At 61.8% G+C, this 18,961-nt stretch carries 17 protein-coding genes and 2 tRNA genes; 12 read left to right on the top strand and 7 right to left on the bottom strand.

All coding sequences use genetic code 11. The features are described from left to right. Positions 1 to 45: 45 nt before the first annotated feature. Positions 46 to 567: a DUF2878 domain-containing protein gene (locus QAO71_RS02485; RefSeq protein WP_036992952.1), complete on the top strand. Its 522-nt coding sequence runs from the start codon at positions 46 to 48 to the stop codon at positions 565 to 567. 54 nt (positions 568 to 621) lie between these two features. Here QAO71_RS02485 and QAO71_RS02480 read toward each other — a convergent pair whose 3' ends face one another. The 6 genes from QAO71_RS02480 to hemA all read right to left on the bottom strand — a co-directional run bounded on the left by QAO71_RS02480 (position 622) and on the right by hemA (position 5,954). After that, entirely contained in the window at positions 622 to 1,146 is a 525-nt protein-coding gene (locus tag QAO71_RS02480) for an acyloxyacyl hydrolase (RefSeq protein ID WP_036992953.1), read from the bottom strand. A gap of 83 nt (positions 1,147 to 1,229) precedes the next feature. Continuing rightward, entirely contained in the window at positions 1,230 to 2,018 is a 789-nt protein-coding gene (gene murI, locus QAO71_RS02475) for a glutamate racemase (RefSeq protein WP_036992955.1), read from the bottom strand. Then, positions 2,011 to 2,769, bottom strand: coding sequence for a molybdopterin-synthase adenylyltransferase MoeB (gene moeB, locus QAO71_RS02470; protein WP_036992957.1), 759 nt, complete (start codon positions 2,767 to 2,769; stop codon positions 2,011 to 2,013). The genes murI and moeB overlap by 8 nt, the downstream gene beginning before the upstream one ends. After that, positions 2,762 to 3,595, bottom strand: a complete 834-nt coding sequence (gene prmC / locus QAO71_RS02465) for a peptide chain release factor N(5)-glutamine methyltransferase (protein WP_036992960.1) — start codon at positions 3,593 to 3,595, stop codon at positions 2,762 to 2,764. The genes moeB and prmC overlap by 8 nt, the downstream gene beginning before the upstream one ends. Next, a complete protein-coding gene (prfA, locus tag QAO71_RS02460) occupies positions 3,592 to 4,677 on the bottom strand; it encodes a peptide chain release factor 1 (RefSeq protein ID WP_036992961.1) in 1,086 nt (361 codons plus the stop codon). The genes prmC and prfA overlap by 4 nt, the downstream gene beginning before the upstream one ends. Further along, complete coding sequence (gene hemA / locus QAO71_RS02455; RefSeq protein WP_280165149.1) at positions 4,674 to 5,954, bottom strand: glutamyl-tRNA reductase; 1,281 nt, start codon at positions 5,952 to 5,954, stop codon at positions 4,674 to 4,676. Before hemA ends, prfA begins: the two co-directional genes overlap by 4 nt. Before the next feature lie 226 nt (positions 5,955 to 6,180). Between hemA and QAO71_RS02450 the strand changes: the two genes are divergently transcribed. The 11 genes from QAO71_RS02450 to QAO71_RS02400 all read left to right on the top strand — a co-directional run bounded on the left by QAO71_RS02450 (position 6,181) and on the right by QAO71_RS02400 (position 17,962). Then, on the top strand, positions 6,181 to 7,908 hold the full coding sequence (locus QAO71_RS02450; RefSeq protein ID WP_280165148.1) for a tetratricopeptide repeat protein: 1,728 nt from the start codon (positions 6,181 to 6,183) through the stop codon (positions 7,906 to 7,908). Beyond that, entirely contained in the window at positions 7,908 to 8,528 is a 621-nt protein-coding gene (gene lolB, locus QAO71_RS02445) for a lipoprotein insertase outer membrane protein LolB (protein WP_280165147.1), read from the top strand. The genes QAO71_RS02450 and lolB overlap by 1 nt, the downstream gene beginning before the upstream one ends. Beyond that, on the top strand, positions 8,525 to 9,376 hold the full coding sequence (gene ispE / locus QAO71_RS02440; RefSeq protein ID WP_280165146.1) for a 4-(cytidine 5'-diphospho)-2-C-methyl-D-erythritol kinase: 852 nt from the start codon (positions 8,525 to 8,527) through the stop codon (positions 9,374 to 9,376). The genes lolB and ispE overlap by 4 nt, the downstream gene beginning before the upstream one ends. 32 nt (positions 9,377 to 9,408) lie before the next feature. Next, positions 9,409 to 9,483 (top strand) — tRNA-Gln (locus tag QAO71_RS02435). A 123-nt stretch (positions 9,484 to 9,606) separates the two neighbouring features. Continuing rightward, complete coding sequence (locus tag QAO71_RS02430; RefSeq protein ID WP_036992967.1) at positions 9,607 to 10,548, top strand: ribose-phosphate pyrophosphokinase; 942 nt, start codon at positions 9,607 to 9,609, stop codon at positions 10,546 to 10,548. A 100-nt stretch (positions 10,549 to 10,648) separates the two neighbouring features. Continuing rightward, on the top strand, positions 10,649 to 11,281 hold the full coding sequence (locus QAO71_RS02425) for a 50S ribosomal protein L25/general stress protein Ctc (RefSeq protein ID WP_036992968.1): 633 nt from the start codon (positions 10,649 to 10,651) through the stop codon (positions 11,279 to 11,281). 31 nt (positions 11,282 to 11,312) lie between these two features. Beyond that, positions 11,313 to 11,900 carry an aminoacyl-tRNA hydrolase gene (gene pth, locus QAO71_RS02420; protein WP_280165145.1) on the top strand — a complete coding sequence of 196 codons (588 nt, stop codon included), beginning with the start codon at positions 11,313 to 11,315 and terminating at the stop codon, positions 11,898 to 11,900. A 36-nt stretch (positions 11,901 to 11,936) separates the two neighbouring features. Next, the gene (ychF, locus tag QAO71_RS02415; protein WP_280165144.1) at positions 11,937 to 13,037 is read left to right on the top strand and encodes a redox-regulated ATPase YchF; all 1,101 of its coding nucleotides are present in this window, start codon (positions 11,937 to 11,939) and stop codon (positions 13,035 to 13,037) included. Between the two features lie 121 nt (positions 13,038 to 13,158). After that, on the top strand, positions 13,159 to 14,721 hold the full coding sequence (locus QAO71_RS02410; RefSeq protein WP_280165143.1) for a phospholipase D family protein: 1,563 nt from the start codon (positions 13,159 to 13,161) through the stop codon (positions 14,719 to 14,721). A gap of 105 nt (positions 14,722 to 14,826) precedes the next feature. Then, positions 14,827 to 17,739: a DUF748 domain-containing protein gene (locus tag QAO71_RS02405; RefSeq protein ID WP_036993037.1), complete on the top strand. Its 2,913-nt coding sequence runs from the start codon at positions 14,827 to 14,829 to the stop codon at positions 17,737 to 17,739. A gap of 146 nt (positions 17,740 to 17,885) precedes the next feature. After that, a tRNA-Met gene (locus tag QAO71_RS02400) sits at positions 17,886 to 17,962 on the top strand. Between the two features lie 91 nt (positions 17,963 to 18,053). Here QAO71_RS02400 and QAO71_RS02395 read toward each other — a convergent pair. Next, complete coding sequence (locus QAO71_RS02395) at positions 18,054 to 18,938, bottom strand: DMT family transporter (RefSeq protein ID WP_036992970.1); 885 nt, start codon at positions 18,936 to 18,938, stop codon at positions 18,054 to 18,056. Positions 18,939 to 18,961: the final 23 nt, after the last annotated feature.

Raw genomic sequence — 18,961 nt, 5'->3', positions numbered from 1 at the left:
GACGATCGCCGAACCGGATAACCAGCCAATGGAGAATGTTCACCCATGCCAGCAAAGAACCTGTTCAATGCTCTGCTGTTCGTTAGCGGCTGGCTGGCCTGCGTGCTGGGCGGTAACAGCGCCTGGTTATTGATTCCCGGGGCGGCGCTGCTGGTGCATTTTTTCCATATCAGCAACTGGGCCGCCGAAGGAAAATTGGTGGTGTCCTGCCTGTTGGCCGGTGCGGTACTGGATTCACTGATGCTGCAAATGGGCTGGCTGGCAATTCGCGGCCATGAGGTTCTGGCCCCTTTGTGGCTGGTGCTCGGCTGGGCCTTGATAGGCACCACGCTCAATCATGCTTTACGTTGGAGCGCCCGCCCCTGGTGGCGCGCCAGCCTGTTGGGCGCGGTCGCCGGGCCCTTGCTGTACGGGGTAATTGTGCAACGGGAGGATGTCTCCCTGACCCTCAGCTTGATACCGGGGTTGTTACTCATCGCGCTGGCCTGGGCGATCATGCTGCCGCTGCTGCATGGCTTTGCCCAGTTGTACCGGGAGCAATACGGTGTGACGCGGTCGAGAAACTGAGGAAGCCGGAAGAGCTGGTGAAAGGGACTGGCGGGCATCCATGCCCTCTCCGGGTCAGAACCCCAGGCGATAGTACAGCGCAGCCATGTCGATACCGTCGTTCGGCTGCTTGAGGCCGGCGTTGGAGTAGTGGTAGTAGCGCACGCCCACTTCCGAGCCGCTGGCAAACTTCAAGCCTGCGCCCAGACGATCTTCGAACTGGAACTTGCCGCCCAGGTCCTGATCACCCAGGTTGGTGTCGGTGAAATAGGAGGCGCCAATGCCGCCTTCCAGGAAAGGCGTCACGCCGCCGTCACTGGCACCGAAACTCAGTCGAAACATGGGAGTGAGGGTCAGACTGGTCGCATCCAGGCTGCTCCAGCGAGTCACTCCGGCATCCCAGTAACCATCCAGCTGCACACCGCCCGACTGGCTTTGCCATAGGGTTCGGCCGAATTCGAACTCCGCTCCGATCCGGTAGGTGGTGGTGTTCTCGGAAGACTCACCGATCTGCAGCGTGATACCGTCCAAGGCATGGGCAGCGGGAACGCTGCACAGCGCAGACAGAGCGCAGGATAGTGCCAAGGCAGTTTTCTTCATCTCGTATTTTCCTTGCGATGGTTGATTTCACCGTAGTCGAAGACTGCCTCTGAAGCGCGGTCGATTCAGAGGCAGTCTTCGATTTAAACCGACAACGGCTCAGCCGTTGCGTTCCTTTCCCATAACAGCGGCAGCACACCCTCCAGGGCCGCCACATCGCCGCTGGTCCATAGCCGCGCCGGCGCAGCCGGGCCAGCGGCAAGCAGATTATGCTCGGTCAGCCGCGTCCGCAACTGGCGGGCTACAGCGGCTCCGGTATCCACCAGGCGAATGTGATCGGGCAACAATTGCTCCAGGGCCGGACGCAGAAACGGGTAATGCGTACAACCGAGAATCAGGGTATCGCACCCGGCTTCCAGCAGGGGCTGAGTATAGCGGGTCAGCAACGCAATCACCTGCGGCCCGTTCAGGTCGCCGCGTTCGACGCATTCGACCAGCCCCGGACAGGGCTGCGTGATGACCGTCACCGAACCGGCGAAGCGGTCCAGCAACGCGGCGAACCGGGCGCTGCGCAGGGTTCCGGTAGTGGCCAGCACGCCAACCACCCCGCTGCGGGTAGCCAGAGTAGCCGGCTTGACGGCCGGCTCCATGCCAATGATCGGCAGCGGGTAACGGGCCCGCAGGTCAGCCACCGCCGCCACGGTGGCCGTATTGCAGGCCAGCACCAGCGCCTTGGCCCCCTGCGCCTGCAGAAACTCGGCAATCGCTCGACTGCGCTGGCAGATGGTTTCCGGCGACTTCTCGCCATAGGGCACGAAGCCGCTATCAGCCACGTATAACAGGGACTCAGCCGGCAGCAACTGGCGGATCTCGCGCAGCACCGACAGGCCACCGACGCCGGAATCGAACACGCCTATGGGTGCGTCATTCATTACCAGCTCCAGTCCCGCAGCAGCCACAACCCGGATCGCGCTTGATACGCAGCTCACGAAACCCGCTGCGCAGCGCATCGATCAGCAACAGTCGCCCCACCAGTGGCTCACCGAACCCGGCCAGCAATTTCAGCGCTTCCAGCGCCTGCAGGCTGCCCACCATGCCGACCAGCGGCCCGATCACCCCAGCCTCGCTGCAACTGGGCGCCACATCATCACCGTCGCCATACAGACACTGGTAGCAGGGACTTTCTGCGCGGCGCGCGTCGAACACGCTGACCTGGCCCTGCAAGCCGATGGCAGCGCCGGACACCAGCGGTCGCCGTAACGCCACGCAGGCCTGATTCAGCGCCTGGCGGGTGGTGAAATTGTCCGTACAGTCGAGCACCAGATCCACTTCGGTTACCGCCGCCAACAGTTGCTCACCGACCAGCCGCTGCTGCAGCTGACGCAGCTGGATATCGGGGTTGAGCGCGGCGAGTCGGTCGCGGGCCGACTCGGTCTTGGACCGATCGAGATCAGCACAGCCGTGGATAATCTGGCGCTGCAGGTTGGTCAGGTCGACATGATCGTCGTCCGCCAGCACCAGCGTACCGACCCCGGCCCCGGCCAGATAGAGCGCCACCGGTCCACCCAGCCCGCCCAGCCCGACAATCAAGACCCGGCTGTCGAGTAGACGCTGCTGGCCATCGATATCAATCTGCGGCAACAGTATCTGCCGGCTGTAGCGCAGCAGCTGCTGGTCATCCATGCCACTGCCCTCCGCTGACCCGCTGGTGCCCGCCCAGATCCTGCCAGGACTGCACAACGTGAAAGCCGCGCTCCTCGAGCAAGCTGCGCACGGCCTCGGCCTGCTGCCAGCCATGTTCCAGCAGCAGCCAGCCAGCGTCGTTCAGATAAGCTGGTGCGCTGGCAATGATCTGCCGGATATCATCCAGCCCGTCGGCACCGCTGACCAGGGCGCTGGCGGGCTCGAAACGCACATCACCCTCGGTAAGGTGCGGGTCATCGGCGGCGATATAGGGCGGATTGGAGACGATCAGGTCATACCGGTCGCGGCCCAGGGCGGCAAACCAGTCGCTCTGCAGAAAGCGCACATTCCCCAACCCCAGACGCGCGCGGTTCTGCTCGGCCAGCACCACGGCGCCGGACATGCGGTCGCAGCCCGTCAGCTGCCAGTGGGGTCGCTCGCTGGCCAGCGCCAGGGCGATGGCACCAGTGCCGGTGCCCAGATCCAGCACCTGTGCCGGCTGCCGTGGGCCCAGTTCCAGGGCCACTTCTACCAGCCGTTCGGTATCCGGGCGGGGTATCAGCGTGTCCGGGCTGACCTGCAGGTCCAGCGTCCAGAAGCCCTGCTCGCCTAGCAGATAGGCCACCGGCTCACCGCACTGGCGGCGCGCCAACAGCGTGAAAAAGCGTTCGATTTCCGGCTCCGATACCTCTTTCTGCGGCCAAGTAAAGAGATAGCTGCGGGATTTGCCCAGCACATGGGCCAGCAGCAACTCGGCATCCAGCCCGGGGCTATCCGATCCGGGCACCTCGGCCTCTGCCAGCAACGCTGCAATGTTGCGCTTCATGCCTGGTCCAGGGCAGCCAACTGATCGGCCTGGTATTCCCGGCGCAACGGTTCGACGATACCGTCCAGCTCGCCTTCAATCACCTGGTCCAGACTGTACAGGGTGAGGTTGATACGGTGATCGGTGACCCGCCCCTGGGGAAAATTGTAGGTGCGGATGCGCTCGGAACGGTCACCCGAGCCCACCAGCGAACGCCGCGTATCGGAGATTTCCTTCTCATGGGCTTCGCGCTGCCGGTTGGCCAGCTTCGCCTGCAGCAAGGCCATCGCCCGGGCGCGGTTCTTGTGCTGCGAGCGCTCTTCCTGACATTCCACCACGATGCCGGTAGGCAGGTGGGTCAGGCGGATGGCCGAGTCGGTCTTGTTGACGTGCTGCCCCCCAGCGCCGGAGGAGCGATAGGTATCCACCCGCAGATCCGCCGGGTTGATTTCCACCACTGCCTGTTCATCGGGCTCGGGCATCACCGCCACGGTGCAGGCGGAGGTATGGATGCGGCCCTGGGACTCGGTCTCCGGCACGCGCTGCACGCGGTGGGCGCCGGATTCGAATTTCAGCTTGGCATAGACGCTCTGGCCTTCGACGCGGGCTATCACCTCACGGAAACCGCCGTGCTCGCCGGCGTTTTCCGACAGGATCTCGATGCGCCAACCCTGCCGCTCGGCATAGCGCGAGTACATCCGGAACAGGTTACCGGCGAAGATGGCCGCCTCGTCACCGCCAGTGCCGGCGCGAATTTCCAGAAAAACGTTGCGTTCATCGTTGGGGTCCTTGGGCAGCAACAGCAGGTTCAACTGTGCTTCCAGGTCGGCCAGGATGCCGCTGCAGGCCTCGGCGTCATCCTCGGCCATGGCCCGGATATCCGGGTCGGCGTCCTTGAGCAGACTGCGCGCTTCCGCCAGATCAGCACTGGTCTTGAGCCACTGGCCGTAACACTGGACGGTCGGCTCCAGCTCCGCATATTCGCGGGAGTAGGCCCGAAACCGGCTCTGCTCCTGAATGACTTCTGCATCGCTGAGCAACGCGGAAAGCTCCTCGAAGCGTTCGCGCAGCGTGTCCAGGCGATTGAGTAGTGACGCTTTCATGATTTGCCCTGTGCAGTATTCGTTTCATCATCCAGAGCGAACAGCTCCATGGCCAGCGACAGGGACTCGCTGCGGCCCTCGGCGCTCATGCGCTTGAGCTGCACGCTGGGCTCGTGCAGCAGCTTGTTGGTCAGCGCCCGCGCCATTTCCGCCATCACCGCGGCCGGATCGCCACCCCGTTCCAGGCGCGCCAGCGCCTTGTCCAGCTCCTGATCGCGCTGCTGTTCCGCCTGTTGCCGATAGCGCTTGAGTACATCCACAGCCGCCCGCGAACGCAGACGCTGCATGAATTCGTCGGTACCCATCTCGATCAACCGCTCCGCGGCCTCGGCGGCGTCCTGCCGGGAGCGCATGTTCTCCTGGATGACTTCCTGCAGGTCATCGACGCTGTACAGGTATACATCCGCCAGGTCACCAACCTCCGGCTCGATATCCCGCGGTACGGCAATATCGACCATGAACATCGGCTGGTGCCGACGCTGCTTCAGCGCGCGCTCGACCGCCCCCTTGCCGAGAATCGGCAGCGGGCTGGCTGTCGAGGCGATGATAATCTCGCACTGCGCCAGCACGTCGGGGATCTGATTGAGGGTAATCGCCCGGCCACCCAGCGGCGTACTCACCGCCTCGGCCCGCTCCAGGGTACGGTTGGCGATGATGATCTGGCTGATGCCCTGCTCGTTGAGGTGCCGCGCCACCAGTTCGATGGTCTCGCCGGCGCCGATCAGCAACGCCGTGCTGCGGCTCAGATCGGAGAATATCTGCCGCGCCAGACTGACCGCGGCAAAGGCCACGGAAACCGGGTTGGCGCCAATGGCGGTGTCGGTGCGGACCTGCTTGGCGGTGTTGAAGGTGCTCTGAAACAGCCGATCCAGGGATGGTCCCAGGGTGCCGGCGGTACGCGCGTACTGCCAGGCGTCCTTCATCTGCCCGAGGATCTGCGGTTCGCCCAGTACCATGGAATCCAGTCCGGCAGCCACGCGCATCATGTGCTTCACCGCGCCGGCATCTTTGTGCGCATAGCTGCTGCCCCGGATCGCACCGGGCTCCAGACCGTGATAGCGCGCCACCCAGTCAGCCAGCGCCGCAGGATCGGGTTGGTCCTGGGTGCAGTAGATTTCCGTGCGGTTGCAGGTAGAGAGGATGGCAACTTCCCGGGAAAGCGTCTCATCACGTAGCTGCTGCAGCGCGTCGGCCAGCTGATCCGGGGCGAAAGCGACCCGCTCACGCACGTCAACCGTCGCCGTCCTGTGATTGATCCCGAATGCGAGAAAGCCCATGGCACCTCAATAGTCGCCCGAAAGCACGGGGTAAAAACAGCTAATTGTCCTATTTATAACGATGGCGATCAATTCCTTCCATGGAAAGCCGTATAAAACCCACCACAGCCGGCTCCTGCAGCCGCAGCCAGGCCGCTTTGCACTTGCGCGCTGTGGGTTTGCAACTCATCCTGTATCATCAGTTGCCAGCCTCATCTGGCAGACCGGCGCAGCAAAGAGAGTATCCATGACGGCACGATTTCACCACTCGCTCCTGGCTCTGACAATCAGCCTGCTGATTGCCGGTTGCGCAGTCAACGAGCCCGCACCCGAGCAGCCCCTGGCGCCGCCGGCGCCTGTCACTCCTGAGCAGAAAGAGGAGCCGGCAGTCTATGGCCAGTTCCCGGCTGATACCCTGTTCGCGCTGCTGACCGCCGAGATTGCCGGGCAACGCAACCGCTTCGATATCGCCCTGAGCAACTATCTCCAACAGGCCGAGCGCACCCGCGATGCCGGCATCATTGAGCGCGCCATGGAAATCTCCGAGTTCCTTGGCGCCCACCGCCAGGCCATGGATATGGCCCTGCTCTGGAGCGAGGTGGAGCCGGACAACCCCGAAGCGTTGCGCGCCGCCGCTCTGCAACTGGCCCGAGCCGGCGAGCACGATCAGGCCATGCAGATGATGGAGCAGGTCCTGCTGCTGCAGGACGACACCCATTTCGATCTGCTGGCTCTCACTGCACTGCAAGCCGACAGCGTCACCCGTGCCGCCATGCTGGAGAATCTGCAGCGGCTACTGCAGCGCCACCCCAATAATCCCCAGCTGAGCTTTGCTGCCGCCCTGCTGTTACAGGAAGAGCAACGTAGCGAAGAAGCCCTGGAATTGCTCGACAAGCATACCCAGCAGAACCGAACTGCCGCCTCCATCATGCTGCAGAGCCGCCTGCATGCCGGCCTGGGCAAAACCGATGAAGCCATCGAGGTGCTGCAACAAGGCGTACGCGAGTTCCCCGATGACGGCCGCATGCGCCTGCTGCTGGCCAGAATGCTGGTCAGCAATGAGGACCATCCGGCAGCGATTGTCCATTTCCAGGAACTGGTCCGGCAACATCCGGACGATGACGACGTCCGTCTGGCCCTGGCCCTGGTGGAACTGGAAGGCGGCGAAACCGAGGCCGCCATCGGCGAGCTGGAAGCGCTGCTTGAACTCGACCCCGAGAACGAGGCGGCGCGCTTTCACCTTGGCGCCGCCCATCAACAAGCCGAACACTGGGATGCGGCCATCAGCACCTGGCGAAGCATCGGTGCCGGCGAGCACTATCTGCCCTCGCGCCTGCGCATCACCCAGCTGTTGATGGCCCGCGAGCGCCCCGACCAGCTTGGCGAGATCATGGACAGTGAACGCGCCCGGCAACCTCAGCTGGCGCCGGAGCTCTATCTATTGGAAATCGAAGCCCTGGCGGAGGCTGAGCCGCAACGGGCCATGCAGCGCGCCAATCAAGCCGTCCAGCAGCTGCCCACCGACAGCCGCCTGCTCTATACCCGCGCCATTCTTTCCGAACGCCTGGGCAACCCGGCCGGACTGGAAGCCGACCTGCGCCAGATCATCCAGCGCGAGCCGGATAATGCCATGGCTCTCAACGCCTTGGGCTATACACTTGCCGACCGCAATGAACGGCTTGATGAAGCGCTGCAACTGATCGAACGGGCCCATGAACTGAAGCCGGACGATCCGGCGATCCTCGATAGTCTCGGCTGGGTCCATTACCGCCTGGGCAACTTGCAACGCGCCGAACAATTGCTGCGCGACGCCTTCGCAGCCTTCCCCGATGAGGAGGTCGGCGCCCATCTGGGCGAAGTGCTATGGCAGCAGGGCAAGCGCCGCGAAGCCCGCGACGTCTGGGACCAGGCGGCAGAGGCGGCGGAGGACGCCCCATTGATCGACGCCACCCGCAAACGACTGAAGGCTGACTGATGAAGGCAACGCTACGACTTTGCTGCCTGCTGGCACTGACCATGACGCTGGCCGCGTGCAGCAATCTGCATCAACGTGAAACCCTGGAGTTCGGCGGCGACCCGGCCGCCTGGCAGGCACATCGCAGCGCCGTCGCACCGCTCACCAACTGGACGCTGCAGGGCAAGCTGGGCGTGAAGGCGCCACGGGAGTCCGGCAGCGGCACCCTGTCGTGGCTGCAACAACAGGACCATTATGATATCCGCCTCTCCGGCCCGCTTGGCCGGGGCGCCACCCGCATCGAAGGCAGTGATGCCGGGGTAACCCTGGAAGTAGCCGGTCAGCCGCCGGCCACCGCCGAGTCGGCTGAAATTCTGCTCGAACAACAGATCGGCTGGCGGCTGCCGGTCGAGCATCTGTTGTGGTGGGTGCGTGGCCTGCCCGCACCCGACAGCCCGAGCCGCTTGCAACTCAACCCCGACAGTCAATTGGCCCGCCTGGCGCAGGCCGGCTGGACCGTGGAATACAGTCGCTATCAGCAGGTCGATGGCCTGACGCTGCCCCAGCGCCTGCAGCTGTCCGGACACGATGTGCTATTGACCCTGGTCATCACCCGCTGGGAACCCCATTTACCCGAATGACAACCGCGACCCTGAGCCTGCCCGCCCCGGCCAAGCTGAATCTGTTCCTGCACATCACCGGCCGCCGCGCCGATGGTTATCATCTGCTGCAGACCTTGTTTCAGTTTCTCGACCATGGCGACACCCTGCATTTCACGCCGCGCGCAGATGGCCAGTTGCACCTGCAACCTGAGCTGCCCGGCGTGGCCACCGAAGACAACCTGATCATCCGTGCCGCCCGCTTGCTGCAACAGGCCAGCGGCACCAGGCAGGGTGCGGATATCCAGCTGGACAAGCGCCTGCCGATGGGTGGCGGGATCGGCGGCGGCAGTTCGGATGCTGCCACCACCCTGGTCGGCCTCAATCACCTGTGGCAGACCGGCCTGTCCCTCGACCAGCTGGCCGAACTGGGGTTGACCCTCGGCGCTGATGTGCCGGTATTCGTCCGAGGCCGCGCGGCCTGGGCCGAAGGCGTTGGCGAACAACTGACCCCGGTCGAGCTCGATGAACCCTGGTATCTGGTGGTGGTGCCGCCCTGCCAGGTCAGCACTGCGGAAATTTTCTCCGATGAAAGGTTGACTCGGGACACGCCGGCGATTACATTAGCGGCCTTTCGAGAGCACGGTGGTCGGAACGACTGCTTGCCGGTAGTCACAGCGCGTTACACTGAAATTCGTAACACGTTGATCTTGCTAAACAAATTTTGTGAAGCTAAGATGACCGGAACTGGCAGTTGCTTGTTTGGGGCCTTCCCAAACGAACGCGAAGCTGATAAAGTTCGCGCCCGGTTGCCAGCCACTCTGCAAGCCTTTGTTGCGAAGGGGTGTAACGTTTCACCGTTACATGCTTTACTCGACAAAGCGACGTAAGAAGGATGCAACCTTAGCATCCGGACAGTTACAGGGGCGTAGCCAAGCGGTAAGGCAGCAGGTTTTGATCCTGCCATGCGTTGGTTCGAATCCAGCCGCCCCTGCCATTTTCTCCGGCAGCAATAATTCATGACATCTTGAGTCCGGCTTGACCGGCCAGGCGTGTTTCTGCTCGCCCGGCTCTCTCACTGACTCATCGCATAGACCACTACCCAGAAAGGTATTGCAGCGTGTCCAAGATGATGGTTTTTACCGGGAATGCGAACCCCGATCTGGCGCGACGTGTCGTGCGTCAATTGCATATCCCCCTTGGTGACGCGTTGGTTAGTCGTTTCAGCGACGGCGAAGTCAGCGTTGAATTGAATGAAAATGTGCGTGGCAAGGACGTGTTCGTCATCCAGCCCACCTGCGCGCCCACTAATGACAATCTGATGGAATTGGTTGTCATGACCGATGCACTGCGCCGCTCTTCGGCCTCCCGCATCACCGCCGTGATCCCCTACTTCGGTTATGCCCGTCAGGATCGTCGCCCGCGTTCGGCCCGTGTGCCCATCAGCGCCAAGGTGGTGGCCGACATGCTGGACGTGGTCGGTGTCGATCGCGTACTGACTGTTGACCTGCACGCCGACCAGATCCAGGGCTTCTTCGATATCCCGGTGGATAACATCTACGGCTCGCCGGTACTCATTGATGACATCCAGGATCAGCGCCTGGACAACCTGTTGATCGTTTCCCCGGATATCGGTGGCGTGGTTCGCGCCCGTGCCGTGGCAAAGTCCCTGGGTGCAGACCTGGCGATCATCGACAAGCGTCGGCCCAAGGCCAACCAGTCGGAAGTCATGCACATCATCGGTGACGTGGAAAACCGCAACTGCATCCTGGTCGACGATATGGTCGATACTGCCGGCACCCTGTGCGCCGCAGCCAAGGCGCTCAAGGATTTTGGTGCCACCCGGGTCTCCGCTTATTGCACCCACCCGATCCTGTCGGGCAAGGCGATCGACAATATCAACGGTTCGGTACTCGACGAGCTGGTGGTCACCAACACCATTCCGCTGTCGGCCGCCGCAGATCATTGCGAGCGCATTCGCCAGCTGGATATGGCACCGATCATCGCCGAAGCGATGCGCCGGATCAGCAATGAAGAATCCATCAGCGCCATGTTCCGCTAGGAACCGGCACTGATCAAACAGCCCGGCAATATCGCCGGGTTTTATCAATCGTCCGACGCGCTGGTCGCAAGTGCCCGGACGCACAGCAAGGAGACTACACATGGTCGACTTCACTTTGAATGCGAATGCGCGTGATGACCTGGGGAAAGGTGCGAGCCGCCGCCTGCGTCGTAACGCTGATCTGGTTCCAGCTATCGTTTACGGTGGCAACAAGGAGCCGCAGAGCATCTCCGTGGCAGCACGCGAGCTGAACAAGGCTCTGGAGAACGAAGCTTTCTACTCCTCCATCATCGGCCTGTCCATTGATGGCAAGAAAGAAGAAGTACTGCTCAAGGCACTGCAGCGTCACCCGGCCAAGCCGCGCGTCATGCATGCCGACTTCCAGCGCATCGTCGCCGGCCAGAAGGTTACCGTTCACGTACCCCTGCACTTCATCAACGAAGACAGCTGCGTGGGTGTGAAGCAGGAAGGCGGCATGGTCTTCCGCAACCTGCCGGAACTGGAAGTAAGCTGCCTGCCGAAGGACCTGCCCGACTTCATCGAAGTTGACCTGGCGGACCTGAAAGTTGGCCAGTCGCTGCACCTGGCTGATCTGAAGCTGCCGAAAGGCGTTGTCATCCCTAGTCTGGCGCTGGGCGACGACCACAACCTGCCGGTAGTCAACATCATGGCTCAGCGTACCGCTGCTGCTGCCGATGCAGACGCTGGTGAAGGTGAGGAATCAGCGGAGTAATTTCCTGCTGAAACCCCAGAGGGCGCCCGTTGTGACGCACGGAATCAAGTTGATCGTCGGTCTCGGTAATCCGGGACCGGAATATGACATGACCCGGCATAACGCGGGCGCCCTTTTTGTTGAGCGTCTCGCCTCCGGGCACAACCTGGCCCTGCGCCAGGAAAAACAGTTTTTCGGCCTCACCGGCCGCCTGACCATAGACGGTCAGGATGTTCGCCTGTTGATCCCCACCACCTTCATGAACCGCAGCGGTCAGGCTGTTGCCGCCCTTGCCGGGTTCTATCGCATCACTCCCGAGGAAACCCTGGTCGCCCATGATGAGCTCGACCTGCCCCCAGGTGTGGTGAAATGCAAGCAAGGTGGCGGCCACGGCGGCCATAACGGGCTGCGCGACATTATCGCCAGCCTGGGTAATCAGAATGTTTTCCACCGCCTGCGGCTCGGTATCGGCCACCCCGGCCATAGCTCGCAGGTCACAGGCTTTGTGCTGGGCCGCGCGCCCAAAACCGAGCAGCAAGCACTGGATGCCTGCATCGACGAAGCACTGCGCGAAGTACCCGGTATGGTTGCCGGTGACTGGACTCGCGTCATGCAACGCCTGCACAGCTTCAAGGCCTGATCATTTTCGCCGCCGAAAACGGCAGAGGACACCAGTATGGGATTCAATTGCGGTATCGTCGGACTGCCCAACGTCGGCAAATCCACCCTGTTCAACGCACTGACCAAAGCCGGCATCGGTGCCGAGAACTTCCCGTTCTGCACCATCGAGCCCAATAGCGGTGTCGTCCCCATGCCGGACCCGCGTCTGGACGCCCTGGCGGCCATCGTCAAGCCCGAGCGCGTACTGCCGACCACCATGGAGTTCGTCGATATCGCCGGGCTGGTTGAGGGTGCCTCAAAGGGCGAGGGCCTGGGCAACAAATTCCTGGCCAATATTCGCGAAACCGATGCCATCGCCCACGTCGTGCGCTGCTTCGATGATGAAAACGTGATCCACGTCTCCAACAGTGTCGACCCCAAGCGCGATATCGAAATCATCGACCTGGAACTGATCTTCGCCGACCTCGACAGCTGCGAGAAGCAACTGCAGCGCGTCGCGCGCAATACCAAGGGTGGCGACAAGGAAGCCGTAGCGCAAAAGGCTCTGCTGGAAAAGCTCATCCCCCACTTCAGCGAAGGCAAGCCGGCCCGTACTCTGATCAAGGATCTGGCTGACGACGAGAAGAAGTTGGTCAAGGGCTTTCACCTGCTGACCAGCAAGCCGGTGATGTACATCGCCAACGTCTCCGAAGAAGGCTTCGAGAACAATCCCTACCTCGATATCGTGCGTGAGATCGCCGACGCCGAAGGTGCTGTGGTGGTACCGGTATGCAACAAGATCGAAGCGGAAATCGCCGAGCTGGATGACGGTGAAGAGAAGGATATGTTCCTTGAAGCCATCGGCATGGAAGAGCCGGGCCTGAACCGCGTGATCCGCGCCGGCTACGAGCTGCTCAATCTGCAGACCTACTTCACCGCCGGGGTCAAGGAAGTCCGCGCCTGGACCGTCAAGGTCGGCGCCACCGCTCCCCAGGGCGCTGGCGTGATTCATACTGATTTCGAGAAAGGCTTCATTCGCGCCGAAGTGGTCGCCTATGATGACTTCATCCAGTACAACGGCGAAGCCGGCGCCAAGGAAGCCGGCAAGTGGCGCCTGGAAGGCAAGGAATACATCATCAAGGACGGGGATGTAATGCACTTCAGATTCAACGTCTGAGGCAGTCCCGCGAATGAAAAACCCCTTGATGATTACCGTCTCAAGGGGTTTTTCTTTTTCCCCAGGAGCTTGCCGGATATATCGCCTCCCTCCGGCAATCACGTTAAGGAGCATAACCGCCATGCTGCACCTCGACTCACCCATACCGGCACGCAGCTGGCTGCCCGTCCTGCTGCTCTGCACCAGCCTGCTGACCGGCTGCAGCCTGCCGGCCCAGAACCTGACCGAATCCTTCGCGCTGAGTCCCGAGTCTGCCCGCGCCACCCGCCTCGGTCAGGCCCTTGCCGCCGATGTGGCGGCGCACCCTGGCCAGAGCGGCATCCATGCGCTATCCGATCCGCATGCTGCCTTTGCCGCACGAGTACTACTGGCCCGAACTGCCGAGCGCACCCTGGATGTGCAGTATTACATCTGGCATGGGGACATGACCGGCACCCTGCTGCTGGAAGAACTGCACGCGGCGGCGGACCGGGGCGTGCGGGTCCGGCTGCTGCTGGATGACAATGGCACCGCCGGGTTGGATACCGAACTGGCAGCGCTGGCCCTGCATCCGCAGATCGAAGTGCGCCTGTTCAATCCGTTCATCGTGCGCAAGCCCAAGTGGCTGGGTTATATCACCGACTTCTCTCGAGCCAACCGGCGCATGCACAACAAGTCCTTCACCGCCGACAACCAGGCCACCATCATCGGTGGGCGCAATATCGGCGATGAATATTTCGGGGCCACCGAAGGTATCCTGTTCGCCGACCTGGATGTGCTTTCCGTCGGCCCGATCGTCGGGCAGGTCTCGACGGATTTCGACCGCTATTGGTCCAGCGGCTCCGTCTACCCCGTGGAGCAGGTTCTGCCGGCAGTGTCAGCGCAGAATCTGGACCAACTGAGTCAGGCCGCTGCCCTGGTGGAAGTGAGTGCCGACGCGGCCAAGTATGTCACTGCCGTGTCCCGCTCCGACTTCAGCCGTCGGTTGCTGGCAGGCGACCTGCCGCTGGAGTGGGCGGTTACCCGCATGGTAACCGACGACCCCGCCAAGGGGCTGGGCAAGGCGAAACCAGAGGGACTGTTGACCCACCAGCTGGGGCAGATCCTGGAGCAGCCGCGCAGCGCGGTGGCGTTGGTCTCGCCCTACTTCGTACCAACCGCCGCCGGTGTGGATGCCTTTACCGCTCTTACGGACCAAGGCATTGATGTACGCATCCTGACCAACTCGCTGGATGCCACTGATGTGGCTGCGGTGCATGCCGGCTACGCCAAGCGCCGCCGGGATCTGCTCAAGGGCGGCGTCCAGTTGTTTGAAATGCGCCGCCTCTCCCCTCACCTGGAACGCAACGAAAGTGCCGGCCCCTTTGGCAGCTCCGGCTCCAGCCTGCATGCCAAGACCTTTGCCGTGGATGGCGAGCGGGTGTTCGTCGGCTCGTTCAACTTCGATCCCCGGTCGATGCACCTGAATACCGAACTCGGCTTCGTCATCGATAGCCCCGCTCTGGCCCAGGCTGTTCACCAGGCTTTCGACAGCGTTATTCCGGACAATGCCTATGAGGTACAGCTGGACAACGATGATAGGCTGTACTGGATCGAGCGTATCGGCACGCGTGAAGTACGTCATGATCGCGAGCCCAATACCGGACTGCTGAAGCGCAGCGGCATATGGTTGATGTCGATCCTCCCGATTGAATGGTTGCTCTGACTCGGCCCGCGCAGTCCCATCCTGACACCGCAACCACATCAGTGGTCCAGCTTTGTCCTGGAGCATGCCATACTTCCGACTATTTGAAGCGAGCCGGTGATGACCATGCGCATGAGACCAAAAACCCTGTTGATCAGTCTGACCACGGCGATCACCTTGTATGCCCTGCTGGGCTTTCTGATAATACCGGCCGTCGCCCTGCACCTGGTCAACAAGCAATTCGAGCAACGGGCGACGGTTCCCGCCCGGCTCGAGAGTATCAAGCTCAACCCTTTTACCCTGGAGCTGACCCTCGCCGGCCTGCATATCGGCGAGCCCGAGCAGCCCCAGGTGTCCTTCGCCCGACTGTACGCCAACCTGCAGATAGACAGTCTGTGGACCCGGGCCGTACACCTGCGCGACGTCGAGCTGGAGCAAGCCAGCACCCGCGTGCAGTTCGCTGAAGATGGCACGCTCAACCTGACTGAGTTGTTTATCCTGCCAGAAGCAAGTGAACCGGCTGACGACAATGACTCCGGTCCTTTCCCGCTACGCATCGACCGCCTGGCGTTGATTGGCAACAGTCTGCAGTTCCAGGATCTGCGCCCCGCCGAACCAGTCGAGTTCGGGTACGACGCGGTGGATATCGAACTGACCCATCTCAGCACGCTGCCAGATGACAATACCCTGATGCAGATCAGCGCCAGTGGCCCCTATGGTGCCCGCATCGACTGGGAAGGCCAGCTCAGTATCAGCCCGCTGACCTCCAGCGGAACACTGGCAATCAACGAAGCGCAATTGAGCACCTTCTGGCCCTATGTCCAGGAGCAATTGCCGCTGACACTGAACCAGGGATCACTGAACGTCACCAGTACCTACCAGCTCAGCCTGGTTGAAAGCACCGAACTGCAGCTTTCCGATATCCGCCTGCAATTAAGCGATCTTGATCTGGCAGCCGAAGACAAACCGCTGCTGCGTCTGAACAGTCTTGCGATCAGCGATGCCTCCATGGATCTGGCCAAACGTGAAGTGCGCCTGGGCGCTATCCACAGCGAGGGACTGAATGCCCAAGCCGCCCGCCTGAAGGACGGCCAGATCGACTGGCTGGCATTATTAACGCCAACCAGCTCAACCACCGACCAATCCGTCGAGCCTCCTGCCACAACAGCGCCTGCAGAAGAGGATGTACCGTCCGTTGCAGCAACGGACACCAGCAGCGAGCCTGAACAGCCCTGGCGCATCCTGCTGAACCAGGCGCAGTTGCGCGATTACCGGTTGCAGTTGACCGATCACCAGCCGACCACACCGGTCGAACTGGACATCGGCCCGCTGAATCTCGATCTCAGCGAGTTCGACAGTCAGTCCGAGTCGCCCTTCAAACTGAGCATCGATACCGCCCTGAACCAGGAAGGCCAGCTGGCTGTCTCGGGTGAAGTCGGCATCAACCCGATCACCGCGGATCTGCAGGTGGAAACCCGGCAGATCGACCTGACCGTGGCGCAAGCTTATATCGAGCCCCTGATGCGCCTGGAACTCAGGTCTGGCTTGCTGGACAGCAACGTACAGGTGCAACTTGAACAACTGGAGCCACTGCAACTGAGCGTGACCGGCCAGGCAGGTGTGCAGCAATTGCATGTGGTAGACGGCCCAGCCAAGCGTGACCTGTTGAAATGGCAGAGTCTGCAACTGGATGACCTCAACTACGCTGGCAACAGCCTGAGCATCAACAAGGTCAGCCTCCAGCAACCCTATGTGCGCTTTATCATCAACCGGGACATGAGCACCAACTTCAGTGACCTGATGGTGCCGCAGCCCGCTGCCCCGGGCAGCGCCGCCAGTGACAGTAGCGACCCCTTCGGCATCCGCATCGGCGGTGTCAGTATCAATAACGGCTCAGCCAACTTTGCCGACTTCAGCCTGACGCCCAACTTTGCCACCGGCATTGAACAGCTGAACGGCAGTATTGGCACGCTCGATAATCAGAGCAAAAAAGCCGCCGCGGTCGATCTCAACGGCAAGGTGGATCGCTATGCGCCGGTGACCATCAAGGGCCGCCTGACTCCCTTCGATCCGCTCAACAGCCTGGATATCGCCACCAGCTTCAAGAATGTCGAGCTGACGACGCTCACCCCCTATTCCGGGAAATTCGCCGGTTATCGCATCCGCAAGGGCCGGCTCAACCTGGACCTGCATTACCAGATCGATGAGGGCCAGCTGAAGGCCGACAACCGGGTGTTGCTGGAAGACCTGCAGCTGGGCGAGCGGGTCGACAGTCCCGACGCGGTGGATCTGCCTATACGTCTGGCAGTGGCGCTACTGAAGGACACCAAGGGCAATATTGATATCGAGTTGCCTGTCGCCGGCGATCTGAATAACCCCGAGTTCAGCGTCATGCCCATTGTCTGGCAGACGCTACGCAACCTGATGTTGCGCGCCACCCAGGCGCCCTTCAAATTCATCGCCGGGCTTGCCGGTGCCGGCGAAGCAGATCTCAGCGAGCTGAGCTTCGCTGCCGGTAGTGCTGAGCTGGACGATCAGGCCACGAAAGTTCTGGGCACGCTGTCCAGCGCCCTGCAGGAGCGTCCGCAACTGATACTGGAGGTCGAGGGTATCAGCGCGACCAGCGCAGATGGTCCGCCTCTGGCAACCCAACGCCTGGAACGGGAAATGCGCCTACTGGCCGCCAGCACGATGCGTCGCCCACCGGATAACCCGGCAGAACTGGAATTGGATGACCGGGACCAGATCAAACTGATCCGCAAACTGCATGAACAGCGTCAGCTATCGCTGCCTGAGCAGGTGCTGGAACTACCCCGGGAAGAGCGGGACCGCGCCATGCGCCAGGCCTTGATCGACAGCTGGAGCGACAATTCCCTGCCACTGCGGCGACTGGCGCAGCAACGCGCTTCCGCCATCAAGGACTGGTTGGTGGACCAGGGCGGCCTGGAAGCCGAGCGCATCCACCTGCTGGACGCCAGCGAAGGGACAGCCGACGGTAGCGGTAAGGTCGCTACCCAACTGCAGTTGGGTGTCCGCTGAGCAGCATCCAGCCGTCTCCAATAGCCGGCAGCAGCCGTAAGCTGCCGGCGGGCCAAGGGCCAGGCTAAGCGGTTGAAAATTTTACCAATTAAGCGCACCACCCCTTGACAACAATCCGGGTTCTGGGAATAATGCGCGCCTCGGATGGCTACATAGCTCAGTTGGTTAGAGCACAGCATTCATAATGCTGGGGTCCCTGGTTCAAGTCCAGGTGTAGCCACCAACCTTTTCAAAGGCTTAGCTTCGGCTAGGCCTTTTTTTGTTTCTGCTTTTCGGAATATGACCGGCCCCCTCTTTCCCGGCGCCGCGGCAGGCTAACGCCAGCGTGTCGCCACTAGCAGTCCCGTGAAGGTCAGTGCGCCGCCAGCCAAGTGATACCAGTGCAACTGCTCACCCAGCAGCATGATCCCCAACAAGGCGGTAAACGCCGGAACCAGGTAGCTGAACAGCGAGGCCGTCGCCGGCCCCAGCACCTTGACGCCATTGTTCCAGGCCACATAAGCCACCAGAGAAGCAAATACCGCGGTATAACCCACCGCACCGGCAGCCTCCCAGGTGATCGGCATCGAGCCGCGATGCATCAGCTCCCATAGGAAGAAGGGGACGAGCAGCGGCACGCCACAGAGCAGCATTGCGGCCATCAGCACCAGTCCCGGTACCGGCATTACCCAGCGCTGCAACAGCACCGTGTACAGCCCCCAGGACAGCACCGCCACCAGCATGATCAGGTCACCGTCATTGAAGTGCAGGCCAAGCAGCCGCGTTGGCTGTCCTCCCGTCAGGATAAGCAGCAACCCGCAGAGCCCGAGCGACGCGCCCGCTATCGTCGCGCGGGCCGGCCACTGACGCAGCAGAACGATAGACCAGAAGAACGCGGTCACCGGCAATCCGGTCCCTACCAGGGTGAGGTTGATGGCGCTGGTGCTCTGCGCCGCCTGATACAACAAGGTGTTGTAGGAAGAAATACTGAGCGCGGCCAGCACAACTACCCTCAACCCGTTGTCGAGCAACAGTCCACGGTACTGCCAGAGCCCCCTGATGGTGAAGGGCAGCAACAATAGCAGGGCCAGAGTCCAACGCCAGAACGATAAACTTATCGGTGGCAGCGTACCCGCACTGGCGCGGGCAATGAGAGCGTTTCCAGCCCAGGCCAGGGCAGTGAGCAACAGGCCGACGACGGCCCAGTGACGCGCAGACATAAACAACTCGGATGTAAGCTGAG

This window comes from Halopseudomonas sp. SMJS2 (assembly GCF_029866945.1).
GTDB classification, from domain to species: Bacteria; Pseudomonadota; Gammaproteobacteria; order Pseudomonadales; family Pseudomonadaceae; genus Halopseudomonas; species Halopseudomonas bauzanensis.
Note: the sequence above shows the minus strand (reverse complement) of the source record. Positions and strands in the feature narration are given on the sequence as shown.

What these genes read in the sequence shown, in the direction of transcription:
- QAO71_RS02485 (WP_036992952.1), top strand. Translation starts at nt 46, where the DNA reads ATGCCAGCAAAGAACCTGTTCAATGCTCTGCTGTTCGTTAGCGGCTGG.
- QAO71_RS02480 (WP_036992953.1), bottom strand. Translation starts at nt 1,146, where the DNA reads ATGAAGAAAACTGCCTTGGCACTATCCTGCGCTCTGTCTGCGCTGTGC.
- murI (WP_036992955.1), bottom strand. Translation starts at nt 2,018, where the DNA reads ATGAATGACGCACCCATAGGCGTGTTCGATTCCGGCGTCGGTGGCCTG.
- moeB (WP_036992957.1), bottom strand. Translation starts at nt 2,769, where the DNA reads ATGGATGACCAGCAGCTGCTGCGCTACAGCCGGCAGATACTGTTGCCG.
- prmC (WP_036992960.1), bottom strand. Translation starts at nt 3,595, where the DNA reads ATGAAGCGCAACATTGCAGCGTTGCTGGCAGAGGCCGAGGTGCCCGGA.
- prfA (WP_036992961.1), bottom strand. Translation starts at nt 4,677, where the DNA reads ATGAAAGCGTCACTACTCAATCGCCTGGACACGCTGCGCGAACGCTTC.
- hemA (WP_280165149.1), bottom strand. Translation starts at nt 5,954, where the DNA reads ATGGGCTTTCTCGCATTCGGGATCAATCACAGGACGGCGACGGTTGAC.
- QAO71_RS02450 (WP_280165148.1), top strand. Translation starts at nt 6,181, where the DNA reads ATGACGGCACGATTTCACCACTCGCTCCTGGCTCTGACAATCAGCCTG.
- lolB (WP_280165147.1), top strand. Translation starts at nt 7,908, where the DNA reads ATGAAGGCAACGCTACGACTTTGCTGCCTGCTGGCACTGACCATGACG.
- ispE (WP_280165146.1), top strand. Translation starts at nt 8,525, where the DNA reads ATGACAACCGCGACCCTGAGCCTGCCCGCCCCGGCCAAGCTGAATCTG.
- QAO71_RS02425 (WP_036992968.1), top strand. Translation starts at nt 10,649, where the DNA reads ATGGTCGACTTCACTTTGAATGCGAATGCGCGTGATGACCTGGGGAAA.
- ychF (WP_280165144.1), top strand. Translation starts at nt 11,937, where the DNA reads ATGGGATTCAATTGCGGTATCGTCGGACTGCCCAACGTCGGCAAATCC.
- QAO71_RS02410 (WP_280165143.1), top strand. Translation starts at nt 13,159, where the DNA reads ATGCTGCACCTCGACTCACCCATACCGGCACGCAGCTGGCTGCCCGTC.
- QAO71_RS02405 (WP_036993037.1), top strand. Translation starts at nt 14,827, where the DNA reads ATGCGCATGAGACCAAAAACCCTGTTGATCAGTCTGACCACGGCGATC.
- QAO71_RS02395 (WP_036992970.1), bottom strand. Translation starts at nt 18,938, where the DNA reads ATGTCTGCGCGTCACTGGGCCGTCGTCGGCCTGTTGCTCACTGCCCTG.